The organism is Kribbella sp. VKM Ac-2569 (assembly GCF_004216905.1).
Lineage (GTDB): Bacteria > Actinomycetota > Actinomycetes > Propionibacteriales > Kribbellaceae > Kribbella.
In genome coordinates this window covers 459,456-471,606 of the sequence record NZ_SGXJ01000002.1, presented here as the reverse complement: position 1 = coordinate 471,606, position 12,151 = coordinate 459,456, and the positions used below count along the sequence as shown (strand labels likewise).

At 68.5% G+C, this 12,151-nt stretch carries 13 protein-coding genes; 6 read left to right on the top strand and 7 right to left on the bottom strand.

Translation table 11 applies throughout. The annotated features are described in order from the left end of the window. The first annotated feature begins 97 nt into the window (after positions 1–97). On the top strand, positions 98–823 hold the full coding sequence (locus EV649_RS15200) for a class I SAM-dependent methyltransferase (protein ID WP_130384092.1): 726 nt from the start codon (positions 98–100) through the stop codon (positions 821–823). On the opposite strand, the gene EV649_RS15195 is transcribed toward EV649_RS15200, so the two are convergent. Genes EV649_RS15195 through EV649_RS15185 form a run of 3 tightly spaced genes read right to left on the bottom strand, consistent with a single transcriptional unit; the run spans position 810 to position 3,101 of the window. Continuing rightward, positions 810–1,697 (bottom strand): aminoglycoside phosphotransferase family protein, encoded by an 888-nt coding sequence (locus EV649_RS15195; RefSeq protein ID WP_130385037.1) that lies wholly within the window; start codon positions 1,695–1,697, stop codon positions 810–812. The genes EV649_RS15200 and EV649_RS15195 overlap by 14 nt on opposite strands. Before the next feature lie 44 nt (positions 1,698–1,741). Beyond that, positions 1,742–2,416, bottom strand: a complete 675-nt coding sequence (locus tag EV649_RS15190; RefSeq protein WP_130384091.1) for a hypothetical protein — start codon at positions 2,414–2,416, stop codon at positions 1,742–1,744. 34 nt (positions 2,417–2,450) lie between these two features. Next, complete coding sequence (locus EV649_RS15185) at positions 2,451–3,101, bottom strand: LysE family translocator (protein ID WP_198682509.1); 651 nt, start codon at positions 3,099–3,101, stop codon at positions 2,451–2,453. A gap of 148 nt (positions 3,102–3,249) precedes the next feature. Here EV649_RS15185 and EV649_RS40785 point away from each other — a divergent pair, with 148 nt between their 5' ends. After that, positions 3,250–3,426 (top strand): DUF5302 domain-containing protein, encoded by a 177-nt coding sequence (locus EV649_RS40785; RefSeq protein WP_157996243.1) that lies wholly within the window; start codon positions 3,250–3,252, stop codon positions 3,424–3,426. A 91-nt stretch (positions 3,427–3,517) separates the two neighbouring features. On the opposite strand, the gene EV649_RS15180 is transcribed toward EV649_RS40785, so the two are convergent. From EV649_RS15180 to EV649_RS15170, 3 genes are read right to left on the bottom strand one after another with little or no spacing between them, the layout of a single operon-like run. Then, positions 3,518–3,952 (bottom strand): SRPBCC domain-containing protein, encoded by a 435-nt coding sequence (locus tag EV649_RS15180; RefSeq protein ID WP_130384090.1) that lies wholly within the window; start codon positions 3,950–3,952, stop codon positions 3,518–3,520. Then, the gene (locus EV649_RS15175; protein WP_241998227.1) at positions 3,942–4,268 is read right to left on the bottom strand and encodes a metalloregulator ArsR/SmtB family transcription factor; all 327 of its coding nucleotides are present in this window, start codon (positions 4,266–4,268) and stop codon (positions 3,942–3,944) included. The genes EV649_RS15180 and EV649_RS15175 overlap by 11 nt, the downstream gene beginning before the upstream one ends. Positions 4,269–4,301: 33 nt before the next feature. Beyond that, on the bottom strand, positions 4,302–5,360 hold the full coding sequence (locus EV649_RS15170) for a class I SAM-dependent methyltransferase (protein WP_130384089.1): 1,059 nt from the start codon (positions 5,358–5,360) through the stop codon (positions 4,302–4,304). A 93-nt stretch (positions 5,361–5,453) separates the two neighbouring features. Here EV649_RS15170 and EV649_RS15165 point away from each other — a divergent pair, with 93 nt between their 5' ends. From EV649_RS15165 to EV649_RS15150, 4 genes are all read left to right on the top strand, one after another. Next, positions 5,454–8,144 carry a helix-turn-helix transcriptional regulator gene (locus tag EV649_RS15165; protein ID WP_130384088.1) on the top strand — a complete coding sequence of 897 codons (2,691 nt, stop codon included), beginning with the start codon at positions 5,454–5,456 and terminating at the stop codon, positions 8,142–8,144. Between the two features lie 9 nt (positions 8,145–8,153). Then, complete coding sequence (locus EV649_RS15160) at positions 8,154–9,335, top strand: cytochrome P450 (protein ID WP_130384087.1); 1,182 nt, start codon at positions 8,154–8,156, stop codon at positions 9,333–9,335. A gap of 97 nt (positions 9,336–9,432) precedes the next feature. Continuing rightward, positions 9,433–10,062: a DedA family protein gene (locus EV649_RS15155; protein ID WP_130384086.1), complete on the top strand. Its 630-nt coding sequence runs from the start codon at positions 9,433–9,435 to the stop codon at positions 10,060–10,062. A gap of 75 nt (positions 10,063–10,137) precedes the next feature. Continuing rightward, positions 10,138–11,310: a hypothetical protein gene (locus EV649_RS15150; RefSeq protein WP_130384085.1), complete on the top strand. Its 1,173-nt coding sequence runs from the start codon at positions 10,138–10,140 to the stop codon at positions 11,308–11,310. On the opposite strand, the gene EV649_RS15145 is transcribed toward EV649_RS15150, so the two are convergent. Continuing rightward, the gene (locus EV649_RS15145; protein ID WP_130384084.1) at positions 11,305–12,129 is read right to left on the bottom strand and encodes an acyltransferase domain-containing protein; all 825 of its coding nucleotides are present in this window, start codon (positions 12,127–12,129) and stop codon (positions 11,305–11,307) included. The genes EV649_RS15150 and EV649_RS15145 overlap by 6 nt on opposite strands. Positions 12,130–12,151 lie beyond the last annotated feature (22 nt).

Genomic DNA, 12,151 nt, shown 5'->3' with positions numbered 1-12,151 from the left:
GGTCAGGCGTGGCGGCGGCTATACGTAGACATGTACTTCCTGTTCTTAGGTACAAAAACAGTGGATGGACCGAGGGCAGCGGGTTACGGTCGCGGGCATGGTTGACGCTTTGTTCGGGGAGCCTCGGTTGGCGGCGGTTTATGACGCGCTGGATCCGGATCGGGGGGATCTGGAGCACTACGCGGCGATCGTCGGGGAGTTCGGCGCGGCAAAGGTGCTGGATGTGGGGTGCGGGACGGGCGAGTTGGCCTGTCTGCTCGCCAGTAGCGGGGTGGATGTCGTCGGGGTGGATCCGGCGGGGGCTTCGCTGGAGGTTGCTCGGGGCAAGGAGTTTGCGGACCGGGTGCGGTGGATCCATGGGGATGCCACGTCGTTGCCGCCGTTGCAGGTGGACCTTGCGCTGATGACGGGGAACGTGGCGCAGGTGTTCCTGACGGACGAGGAGTGGGCGGCGACGGTGCGTGGGGTGCGGGCCGCGTTGGAACCACGGGGGAGGTTCGTGTTCGAGACGCGGGATCCGGCGCGGCGCCAGTGGGAGGAGTGGACGCGCGAGCGTACCCATCAGGTGCGGGAGGTTGCGGGCGGCGAGACGGTCGAGGCGTGGGGCGATCTGCTCTCGGTGGAGCTGCCGTTCGTTTCCTTCCAGGGCACGTACGTGTTCTCGTCGGACGGCGCCGTACTCACATCGCAGTCCACCCTGCGGTTCCGCGAGCGGGACGAGGTCGAGGAGTCGCTGGTCGCGGCCGGGTTCGTGGTCGACGACGTACGGGAGGCGCCGGATCGGCCCGGGAAAGAATGGGTGTTCGTCGCTAGGGCGATTTGAGCAGTGCGGTCAGGGTGTGGTGCGCGGTGCGGGACATGACCGGGTTGGTCTCGACGTAGTACCAGAGGCATCCGATGGCCTGGGCGAACGACCAGCCCATGCCGCGGCGCCACTCGGCCTCGTCACTGCCGAGCGCAACGCGGAAGGCCGAGCGGGCGGTGGGATCGAGGAGGTTCCACGCGGGCTGTAGGTCCATCGCGGGGTCCGAGACCGTGAAGGTGCCGACGTCGATGACGCCGGCCAGGCGGCCGTCCTTCGCGAGCAGGTTGCCCGGCATCAGATCGCGATGCGTCCAAGCGTCCGGTTCGGTGCGCGGTGTCGTCCGCAGGTCGGCCCACAACCGGGCGAGCTCGTCCACGTCGATCATCCCGCGGCTGCGCTCCAGCCCGTCCGCGACGTACTCGTCCTGCGAGGTCAGCACCCCGCCACGCCACGAGCCCGTGAACACCCGCCCCTCGGTCGGCTGCGCCCGCAGCGCCAGCACGAACCGCGCGAGATCCTCGGCGAAGCCGGTCGACCCGGCGACGTCGGCGTCGTACGCGATCGTCCCGTTCACCCAGGTCTGCACCGCCCACGGCAGCGGATAACCCGAGCCTGGCGCACCGATCGCGATCGGCTCCGGAGTCGGGTACGGCGACATCGCGTGCAACTGTTGCGCGGCATCCGCCTCGTCCTCGAGCTCCTGCTGCACCGTCGCTGCATCACCCGGCAGGATCGGGAACCGGGCGACCAGTTCATCGCCGATCCGGAACAACGCGTTGACGGTTCCGTGCGACGGTACGGCGCGAACAGCGAGCCCGCTCCACTCCCGGAACTGCTCCTTGACGAGCCCTTCGACCAGCTCGACCGTCACATCCAGTTGCCCCTCATGCATCACGCCCAGAAGTATCCGGGAGCGCCAATAGCGCCGCACACGATTTAGACGAGCACTGCAGGGGCGACCCGCGCCGACCCGATACCGCGGTCCGGCTTGCCCAGCCGGAACCGGACCTTGCCCTTCAGCACTGTCCCGGACTCGGCCTGCCCGTCGACGAGTTCCTCACCGGGGAACAGCGTGAACGTCCACCGCTCGTTGTCCTCGCAGTCCGGAGGGGTCGCCCCGCATTGCAGCACTCGCGCACCCCAGACCTGACGGGTCATCCACTGCCGGGTGTCCTGTCCGTCGACGATGAAGTCGTCCGAGGCGATCACGTCGTTGTAGCTGCCGAGCGACGGTCCGTACGACCCGATCACGGTCACCACGAGCTGCCACGGGCGATCGCCCGGCAGCGCGACCCCGGCGGGCAGACGTTCGTCGAACACATCGGGTGACGGCGTCGGGCGGACCTCATCCAGCAACGGGCCGCGGGTATCGAGCTTCGAGGGATCCGGGACGAGGAGTACGCCGTACTCGACTTCGTCGGCGAAGCGGGCGCCGGCGAAGTGCTTGGTCAGCGCACGCGTGGCATCCTCCGCGTCTTGCCAGGCGAACGTGTCGAGCAGGTACTCGCGGGTGATCGCGGGCAGGCCGCGGTCGCGGACGAGGGTGGCGACCGGCGCGGTGCTCCAGGCGGCGACGAGCCGATGGACGGACGCGACAACGAAGTCGTTCATCCCGGACGAGGCTAGTCGGCGGGTCGGACAGTTCTCAGTGGGTTGCGAGGGGGCGGGCGCGGTCGGTGGCGAGGCGGATCGCGAAGACCGCCAGGGCGGTGCCGGTGAGGTAGCGGTGGATGCGCATCCAGGTCGGGCGGCGGGCGAGGAACACGGCGACCGAGCCGGCGGTGATCACGAAGACGGCGTTCATGGCGACACCGACCGCGAGCTGGGTGAGGCCGAGGATCAGGCTCTGCAGGCCGAGGTGACCGCGGGAAGGATCGAGGAACTGGGGGAGCAGCGAGATGTAGAGGATCGCGATCTTCGGGTTCAGCAGGCAGGTGAGCAGGCCCATGCCGAACAGCTTGCGCGGGCGGTCCGGCTCGAGTTCCTGGGTGGCGAAGACCGACGTACCGCCGGGACGGAATGCGTTCCAGGCGAGCCAGAGCAGGTACGCCGCGCCGGCCAGTTTCAGTGCGACGTAGATCTCAGGGACCAGCGCGAAGAGGGTCGCGAGGCCGGCGCTTGCCGCGAGCAAGTACGTGAGGAAGCCGAGCCCGACGCCTGCCAGCGAGATCAGGCCCGCGCGGCGGCCCTGGGCGATCGAGCGGGAGATCAGGTAGATCATGTTCGGTCCCGGCACGATCACCAGGCCCAGCTCGACCAGCGCGATCCCGAGCAGTGCCTCGTTGCTGACCAGCATTCCGTGTCCCTCCCTCGACGTACGTCGAACCTAACAGCGGCGCCCGATCGACCGCCGGGGATATCCGCGAGCTGGAATCCACTCGCGGGTAGCACTCACCCTCGGTTAGCGTGGGGTCCGTACGCCTACGGTTTGTGAAGGAGACGGTATGAGCGACAAGTCCAGCGAGCCGGCGGACGATCTGCAGAAGAAGTTTCGGGAAGCGCTCGAGAAGAAGAACGCCGGGAAGCACTCGCATCCGGGATCCGGAGTGCGGGGGCAGGGCGTCGGCGACGCGCACAACGACAAGCAGAAGCGCCAGTTCCGGCGCAAGTCCGGCAGCTGAGTTCCGCCAAACTGTTCCATCCATCCGCATGAGCCCCGGGTTGCCGCCCGGGGCTCGACCTTTTCCTCCGCGGGACAGCCAGCCTCCGCCCCTAGGGCATCACAGTTTTGGGCTGGCGAACGTTGAGCAGTTCGACGAGGCGGAGTACCTCGGGATCCCAGCCCATCCGGTGGTTCGCGGCGTCCTCGGCGTTCGCGAAGCCGGTGTGGCTGAGCAGCATCCGGGTCCCGTCGAGAGTCTCGGACAGCTCGACCTCGACCCGCGTCGGCTCGTCCTCGGTGCCGTCCCACTTCCAGCTGAACACCAGCCGGTTCGGCGGGTCCACTTCCAGGTAGGTGCCGCGCACCACGTGCGGCCCCATCTCCACGACGTACGAACCACCGGTGCGGACGTCGGCCTGCACCTTCAGTTCGAGCTTGGGGTTCGGGCAGTACCACTGGACCAGGAGGTCGGCCCGCGTCCAGGCGTCGTACACCCGCCCGATCGTTGCCGGGAGCACCCTTTCGATCCGGATCTCAGTGTCCATCGCCGTCCCCTCGCAGGAGTTCTTCCAACCGGTCCACGGTGCCGTTCCAGTACGCCGTGAGGTCGCCGAGCCACTGCTCAACCTCGGAGAACGCCTCCGGCCGGAGCGAGCACACGACGGTGCGGCCGACCCGCTGCCGGCTCACGAGACCGGCGTCGACCAGCACCCTGACGTGCTTGGTCATCGCCGGTGGCGTGATCCGGTGCGGCTCGGCCAGCTCGCCCATCGTCGCGTCGCCCCGACTCAGCCGGCCGACAACAGCCAGCCGAGTCGGGTCTGCGAGCGCTCCGAAGGTCTTCGGCAACCCAGTCAGCACACGAGATACTTCACCAGTTGGTGAACTGTTGTGTCAAGGGCGGACCTCGAACACCAGGTTGAACGGCGTCTGCGCGACCGTGCGGAACCTGCTGAACCCGGCCGCCGTGGTGACGTCCTGGATCCGGGCCGGGCCGGCCTGGGTACCAAGAGCGAGACCCACCGGTTGGGACAGCGAGGCCGGCGTGCACAGCAGTGTTGAGAAGCCGTAGTACGCGCGGCCGACCGGGTTGAGGTTGTCCTCGACGTGGTCGCCGGCCATCGGCTCGACCAGCATCCAGGTGCCGTCCGGAGCGAGCGCCTCGCGCACGTGCCGGGCTGCGCCGACCGGATCACCCATGTCGTGCAGCGCGTCGAAGGTCGTCACGAGGTCGTACCCGGACCCGCTGAACTTGTCGGCCGCCGCGACCTCGAAGGTCACCCGGTCGCCGAGGCCCGCGGCCCGCTGCCGGGCGGTCTCGATCGACGCCTGGTGGTAGTCCGAGCCGGTGAACCGGGAGTTCGGGAACGCCTCGGCCATCAGGACCGTGGACGCGCCGTGCCCGCAGCCGATGTCGGCCACCTTCGCGCCACGCTCCAGTTTGGCGACGACGCCGTCCAGCGCGGGCAGCCAGCTCGGCAGCAGGTTCGCGTTGTACGACGGCCGGAAGAACCGCTCGCAGCCGACATGCACGTCGGACGTGTGCTCGTGCCACCCGACCCCGGCACCGCTCCGCGCGGCTTCGATCGTCTCGGTCGTGTGCTGAATCGTGCCGAGCGCGATCTGGAAGAAGCCGGGCAGGTACGCCGGGCTGTTCGGATCGGTCATCGCCACGGTCTGCTCCGGCGGCAACGTGTAGCGGCCGGTACTCGCGTCGTACTCGACGAATCCCCCCGCGGCCTGCGCGTTCAGCCACTCCCGCGTGTAGTGCTGATCGGTGTTGGTCCGCTCGGCGAGCTCGTCCGGTGTGGTCGGGCCGTGGTCGGCAAGTGCCTGGTAGAACCCGAGCCGGTCGCCCATCACGACCAGCGCCGCGTTCAGCGTCGCCCCCACCTCGTCGACCGCCTTGAAGACGAAGCCCATCAGTTTGTCGCTGTCGATTGCAACAGTCATTCGCTTTCTCCCCCTTGCGATGTGGTACGGCGAACCTAGGCAGCAGCGCCGGACCATCGCATCAGGTGGGTCACCTGGTGCACACTGCGAGACATGCTCATCGGGCGGGAGGCGGAGCGCCAGGTGATCGAGCAACTGATCGCGGGGGCGCGGGTCGGAGCCGCAGGCGTGCTGCTCATCACCGGCGAGCCTGGCATCGGCAAGACCACCCTGCTGGATGAGGCCGCTGCACTGGCCGGCGGAATGCAGGTCCTGAGAGCACGCGGTACCGACGCCGAACGCGAGCTGCCGTTCGCGGCCCTGCTCCAACTCCTGCGACCTGTGCTCGCTGGCCTCGACCGCATCCCCGGACCGCAACGGACAGCGCTCGCATCGGCACTCGCGCTCGGATCGGGACCCGAGGCGGCCAGCCCGGCGGACCGCTTCGCCGTCGGCGCCGCAACACTCAGCCTGATCTGCCGGTACGCCGAGAACACGCCACTCGCACTGATCATCGACGATGCACACCTGCTGGACCGCCCGTCCGCAGAGGCACTGTTGTTCGCAGCCCGGCGCCTGGTGGCCGACCCGATCGTCATGCTGATCGCGGCGCGTGTTGACGAACCGCATCCGTTCGAGGCCGACCTGCCACGGCTCCAGTTGGAGGGCATCACGCTGGAGGCTGCACGACAGGTCGTGCAGCACCTCCCGAGCGACCTGGTCGAGCAGCTGCACCAGACCGTGGCAGGTAACCCGCTGGCGTTGCTGGAGCTGGCTGATGATCCGGCCCGTTTGCACCGGATGCCGCCGGGCGTACCGTTCCCAGTCCCCGCGATGCTCGCAGAAGCCTTTGCCAGCAGGGCGAACCGGCTGAGCCCGGATGCGCGCACCGCACTGCTTGTCGCGGCTCTAGACGGTGAGCTCGGGACGGTGTCCCGGGTGTGTGCAGAGCTCGGGGTAAACGTCGCTGCACTGGAGGAGGCAGAGGCAGCCGGCCTGGTCGCCATTCGCGACGGTGAGGTGCAGTGGCGACATCCACTGGTCCGTTCAGCGATCTACACCAGCGCCGACCCGGCAGCACGTCGTACGGCGCATCGGGCGGTGGCTCTTGCCACACCGGACCGGGACCGGCGGGCGTGGCACCTGTCGGAGGCAGTCCTCGGAGCTGACGACGAGGTGGCGGCCGGACTCGTCCTTGCGGCGGAGCATGCTGCGGCTCGTGGAGCACATGCCGTCGCAGCAACGGCGTACGAGCGGGCTGGGCGGCTGAGCCCGGGGCTGCCGGACCGTGCGGTCAGACTGGTCCAGGCGGGTGAAGCGGCGTGGTCGGCCGGGCTGGCGGAGCGAGCAGAGGCGTTGCTGGGTCATGCGCTGATGCTGCAGCCACCGCTGCCGGTGCGGATCCGCGCGCAGGAGATTCGCGGGGACATCGAGGTGAAGTGCGGGTCGCCGCGCCGCGCCCGCGACATCCTGGTCGCGGCCGCAGCGGAGTCCACGGACCCGGCCATCGCCACCGGTCTGCTCGCGGATGCGGTCGCGGCGTGTTTCCGGCTGTGCGACGCCGAGGCCGCGCTGAAGGTCGCGTACGACCTCGACAGCCTGCTGCCGGCGGTCGATCGGCCCGGACCGCGCATCATCGGCATGCTGGCGAGCGGCGTCGCCAAGGTGCTCGCCGGGAGCGGTGGGACGGACCAGATCCGTGCAGCGATCGCACTGGCGCCCTCTGACGAACTGGACCGGGACCGCCGTCGCCAGGTGTGGATGGTGCTGGCTGCGTTGTTCCTCAGGGAGACAGGTACCGGCCGGGCCCTCCTGCAGCAGGCGATGCTCGAGCGACGTGAGCAGGTCGCTCTTGGGACGCTGCCGGGTCTTCTGTTCGTGCTGGCCCGCGACGATGCGACAACCGATCGGTGGCCGGATGCGGAGACGTCTTACGACGAGGGGATCCGGCTGTCGCGGGAGACCGGTCAAACGACTGAACTGGCGATGAACCTGGCCGGACTGGCATGGCTGATGTCCCACCAGGGCAGACCGGAGTGCCAGGAGCTTGCTGTCGAGTGTCTGCGGATCTGTGCGGAGCATGAGATCCGCCTCGGCACAGTGTGGTCCCTGTTCGCGCTGGGGGACCTCGAGCTGGGGCGGGGCGACCCGGCGGCGGCGTTACCGCAGTACGAGCGGTTGGTCGACGTACTGGCTGAGTACGGGCTGAAGGATCCGGATCTGTCGCCGGCACCGGAGCTGGTCGAGGTCTACCTGCGGCTGGGGCGGTCGGACGATGCGCAGCGGGTAGTGCGCGAACACTCCTCCTTGGCAGAGGCGAAAGGACAGCCGTGGTCGCTGGCGCGGGCAGCACGCGCGCGGGGTGCGGCCGGTGAGAGCGAGTCGGACTTCGCCCTGGCGCTTGGCTGGCACGAGGAGACGCTAGATGCGTTTGAGCTGGCCCGGACGCGGCTGGCGTACGGCGCTTGGTTGCGACGGGCACGGCGGCGCGTGGACGCGCGTACGCAGCTGCGGCTCGCTGTGGAGGGTTTCGACGCGCTCGGTGCACTTGGGTGGGCAGACCAGGCAGCGGCGGAGCTCAAGGCGACCGGTGAGACCGCACGGCGTCGTGTGCCGAGCACAGCGGACGAGCTGACGCCACAGGAGCGACAGATCGCCGTACTGCTCGCAGACGGGAACAGCATCCGTGAGGCCGCGGCCAGACTGTTCCTGAGCCCGAAGACCGTCGAATACCACCTGCGCAAGGTCTACGCGAAGCTCGGCATCCATTCACGGACCGAACTGGCTGAGCACCTCGGAACGTAGGCTGGCTGAATGAGGCAGCCGTTCACTGAAGTCAGCGGAATCGCCCGGCACTGGGGCTTCGAGGACCTCGCGTCCACCGGCCCGGTGCAACGCCTCACGCTGTTCACCGGCGTACCCGTCCAGCTCGTCACCGGGTACGCCGAGACGCGCGAGCTGCTCGCCCATCCCGACGTGGTGCGCTCGCCGCTGGACGGGCCGCACCGCGACAGCGTCATGGACGACCTGATCGCGCGCACCGAGCAGCACATGCTGGGCGCGAACCCGCCGGACCACACGCGGCTGCGCAAACTCGTGGCGGCCGCGTTCACCCGACGCCGGATCGAGGCGCTCGAACCGCGGATCCGGGAAATCGCCATCGGCCTGCTCGACGAGATGGCCACCGCGGACGAGCCGGTCGATCTCGTGAACGCCTACAGCTACCCGCTCCCGATCACGGTCATCTGCGAGCTGATCGGCATCCCGGCGGTACGGCGAGACGACTTCCGCCGTTGGTCGTCGGTGTTCGTGAACGCGGCTGTGTACACCGCCGAGGAGTACATCGAAGCGACGACCTCGATGCTCGCCTTCGTGCACGAGCTGATCGTGCAGAAGCAGCAGGCGCCGACCGACGACCTCCTGTCCGCGCTCATCGCGACGCGTGATGGCAGCGATCGCCTCAGCGAGGACGAGCTCACCTCGATGGTCTTCCTGCTGCTCGCGGCCGGCCACGAGACGACGGTCAGCCTGATCACCAACGGAGTACACGCTCTGCTCAGGCATCCCGACCAGCTCGAGCTGCTGAAGCGCGAGCCGGAGCGCCTGCCCACGGCCGTCGAGGAGATCCTTCGGTACGACGGTCCGCTGCAGGCCGCGATCCCGTACGTCGCCCGTGCGCCGATCAACATCGCCGGGAGCCGGATCGAGGCCGGCGAAGTGATCGTGTTCGCGCTGCTCCCGGCGAACCGCGACGTACGGAAGGTCGAGCGTGCGGACGAGCTGGACATCACGCGGACCGACACCGCGCACCTCGCGTTCGGGCACGGCATCCACCACTGCCTCGGCGCCCCGCTCGCGCGGCTGGAGGGCCGGATCGCGCTCGGCCTGTTGTTCGAGCGGTTCCCGCAGCTGCGGCTCGCCATACCCGAGCAGGACCCGCCGCGGCACCCGAGCCTGCTGATGAACGCGATCCGCGAACTCCGTGTGCTGCTCTGACCTCAGCCAGTGGCATCGGCTGAACATCGGGTGAACCACGCCTGAATCACAGCGATGGGATTGCGGCTCGCTTGACAATGAATGACATCCTTTCGGGGTGACGGAGTTGATGGAGGTCGCGCGACACCTGCTCGGCATTGCGATGGCCTCGCATTGGCTGCTGCTCATCCTGTTCGCTGCCGCGGCGATCGACGCGGTGTTCCCGGTGGTGCCCAGCGAAGGCATGGTGATCACCGCCGGCATGGCCGCGGCCGCCGGTCACCAGAACCTGCTGCTCGTCATCACGGTCGCGATGGTCGGCTCCGTCATCGGCGAATCCGTCTGCTACTTCCTGGGCCGCGGCTCCGGACCGGCACTGCACCGCTGGATGAAGCGCCAGGAGCGCCGCCAGCGGCTCTACGAGAAGGTCTCCGCCGCGCTGCACTCCCGCGGCGGACTCATCCTGATGACCGTTCGCTACATCCCGGGAGCCCGGATGGTCGCGACGCTGACGGCGGGCGCGACGCGGTACTCGTTCAAGAAGTTCATCGTCTTCACCTTCGCCGGTGTGACGGTCGCCTACACGTACGTCGCCCTGCTCGGGTACCTCGGCGGCGACGCGTTCGCGCACGACCAGTTGAAGGGGCTCGCGTTCAGCCTGAGCCTGGCCGCGGTGATCGGTCTCGTTGTCGAGACGTCCCGCCGGATCGTCGTGAAGCGCCGCGCGGCGAAGGTCACGGCCGCTTAACGATCCCCGCCCCGGTATCCGCGCGGACGCGTGTCCCGCGCCAACCTTTGCAGGCTCCCGTGCGTCAGTAGACCCGTGGTGAGGCCTGGGGCGAACCTCGCGGCCGTCGCGTTCGTCATGGCGACGGTGCTGGCCGGATGTGCCGACGTACCGCTGGAAGGCGCTCCCAGCCCCAGCAAATCCACCGCTCCCAAACCCACCGGCAAGCCGACGTCCAAACCCAGCACCCCGAAGCCGTCGACACCTCTGCCAACTACAGCTCCGTCGGGGAAGCTACCGGCGGCGGCTCCGGTACTGCGGTCCTTCCCAGGACGCCTGCCCAACGGCAAACCGCCGCTGTTCGTCGTCGTCTCCTTCGACGGCGCGGGCGATCTCGCGCTCTGGGCCCGCTGGCGTGCTGTCGCGAAGCAGGTCAACGCGAGGATGACGTTCTTCCTCTCCGGCCCGTACCTGTACCCGGGCGACCACCGCACCGACTACAAACCGCCGTACAAGAAACCTGGCGCCTCCGACATCGGCTGGGGCGACACGGCCAACATCCTCGGCCGCACGAAGGTACTGCGGGAGGCGATCGCCGAGGGCCACGAGATCGGCACCCACGCGAACGGGCACTTCTGCGGCGCGACCGGCATCGGCCGCTGGACGACCGCGCAGTGGACCGCCGAACTCGGCGCGTTCGACCAGATGGTGCGGACCGGCCCGTCACTGGCAACCGGCAAGACCGTCGAGCCGCCGTTCGACCCGGCCACCGTGAAGGGCATGCGGACACCGTGCCTGGAGGGCAACCGCGCCGCGTACCGGCTCGCGATGGCGCAGCGCGGCATGCTGTACGACGCCTCCGCGCCCGGGTACATCGCCTGGCCGAAGAAGGCCGACGGCCTGTGGAACTTCCCGCTGGAATCGGTGACGCTGGCCGGCACCGCCAAGAAGACGCTGACGATGGACTACAACCTGTGGTTCGCGCAGACCCAGGCGCGCAAGGCGCCGATCGCCCAGGCGCCCGCTCTGAAGGCACAGGTCCTCGCGACCTACCGTCAGGCGCTCGCGACGTCGCGCGCGAGTGGCAACCCACCGCTGTTCCTCGGCAACCACTTCAACCGCTGGAACAACAGCGTCTACTCCGACGCGCTGACCGCCTTCGTGACGGAGACGTGCAAGCAGCCCGACGTACGGTGCGTGTCCAACATGGAGTTGGCGAGCTGGCTCGGGAGGTACGGCGTACCTAGCGGTCAGAATCGCCCGTCATAGCCGAGTGTAGCCGTACGCGCTCTGCCAGGTGCCGCCGTCCTTGATCCGGCCGACGACGAGCCGCTGTAGGCGGGTGTCCTGCGGGAGCTCGTCGAGGTGCTCCAGGCCGTGGGTGCGGAACGTGAAGAAGATCGCGCTGTCCTGGCTGTCGTTCGGCGTCCCGTACGGCGTGAAGCGGCGCCCGAACTTCACCATGTTCGAGTCCTGCGGGAGGTTGTCGAGCAGGTACGGGTCGATCAGCCAGGACCACAGATTCGCCGTCCGCACCGGGTACTCCGGGAAGTACCGCGGGAAGAACTCGCGGGCCTGCTGGATGCTGTCGTCGACCAGCTCCGGCGTCAGCGGACCGGTCTCCGGGATGTGCACGCCGATGATCCACTCACCCGGCTCGGTGCCTGGGACAGGCTTGTCCTCGGGGACCTGGTGCAGCAGGTACTGCAGCCGGCCGAGCGCGTAGAGCTGCCCGGTCCAGGCGATCGTCAGCCACCAGTGCGTCTCCAGGCTGTACTCGCCGTGCGTACGACGACTCACCTTGAGCTGCTGTCCCAGATCGGCCAGCGACGCCCAGCTGATGTCGTCCGGAATGCCTCGCTCCGTGTGGAACCGGCGGATGTCCGGCACGGTGTCCAGGAACGCCTGGACCGAGTTCCGCGGGTCCTCCGGCATCGTGAACTCCGGCTCACTGCCGAGCTTCCCGATCGCGCCGCGGATCTGGTCCGCGAGCTCCTTCACCGCCGTCTGATCCGGCGTGAACGCCTCGGCCGCCTCCCGGTCGACATCGGCGAACCCGAGCAGGCGATATTCCTCAACACTCGTCACTCATCAACGGTAACCGATGTAA

Coding starts and splice junctions, on each gene's coding strand:
- EV649_RS15200 (WP_130384092.1), top strand. CDS start 98: ATGGTTGACGCTTTGTTCGGGGAGCCTCGGTTGGCGGCGGTTTATGAC.
- EV649_RS15195 (WP_130385037.1), bottom strand. CDS start 1,697: ATGCATGAGGGGCAACTGGATGTGACGGTCGAGCTGGTCGAAGGGCTC.
- EV649_RS15190 (WP_130384091.1), bottom strand. CDS start 2,416: ATGAACGACTTCGTTGTCGCGTCCGTCCATCGGCTCGTCGCCGCCTGG.
- EV649_RS15185 (WP_198682509.1), bottom strand. CDS start 3,101: ATGCTGGTCAGCAACGAGGCACTGCTCGGGATCGCGCTGGTCGAGCTG.
- EV649_RS40785 (WP_157996243.1), top strand. CDS start 3,250: ATGAGCGACAAGTCCAGCGAGCCGGCGGACGATCTGCAGAAGAAGTTT.
- EV649_RS15180 (WP_130384090.1), bottom strand. CDS start 3,952: ATGGACACTGAGATCCGGATCGAAAGGGTGCTCCCGGCAACGATCGGG.
- EV649_RS15170 (WP_130384089.1), bottom strand. CDS start 5,360: ATGACTGTTGCAATCGACAGCGACAAACTGATGGGCTTCGTCTTCAAG.
- EV649_RS15165 (WP_130384088.1), top strand. CDS start 5,454: ATGCTCATCGGGCGGGAGGCGGAGCGCCAGGTGATCGAGCAACTGATC.
- EV649_RS15160 (WP_130384087.1), top strand. CDS start 8,154: ATGAGGCAGCCGTTCACTGAAGTCAGCGGAATCGCCCGGCACTGGGGC.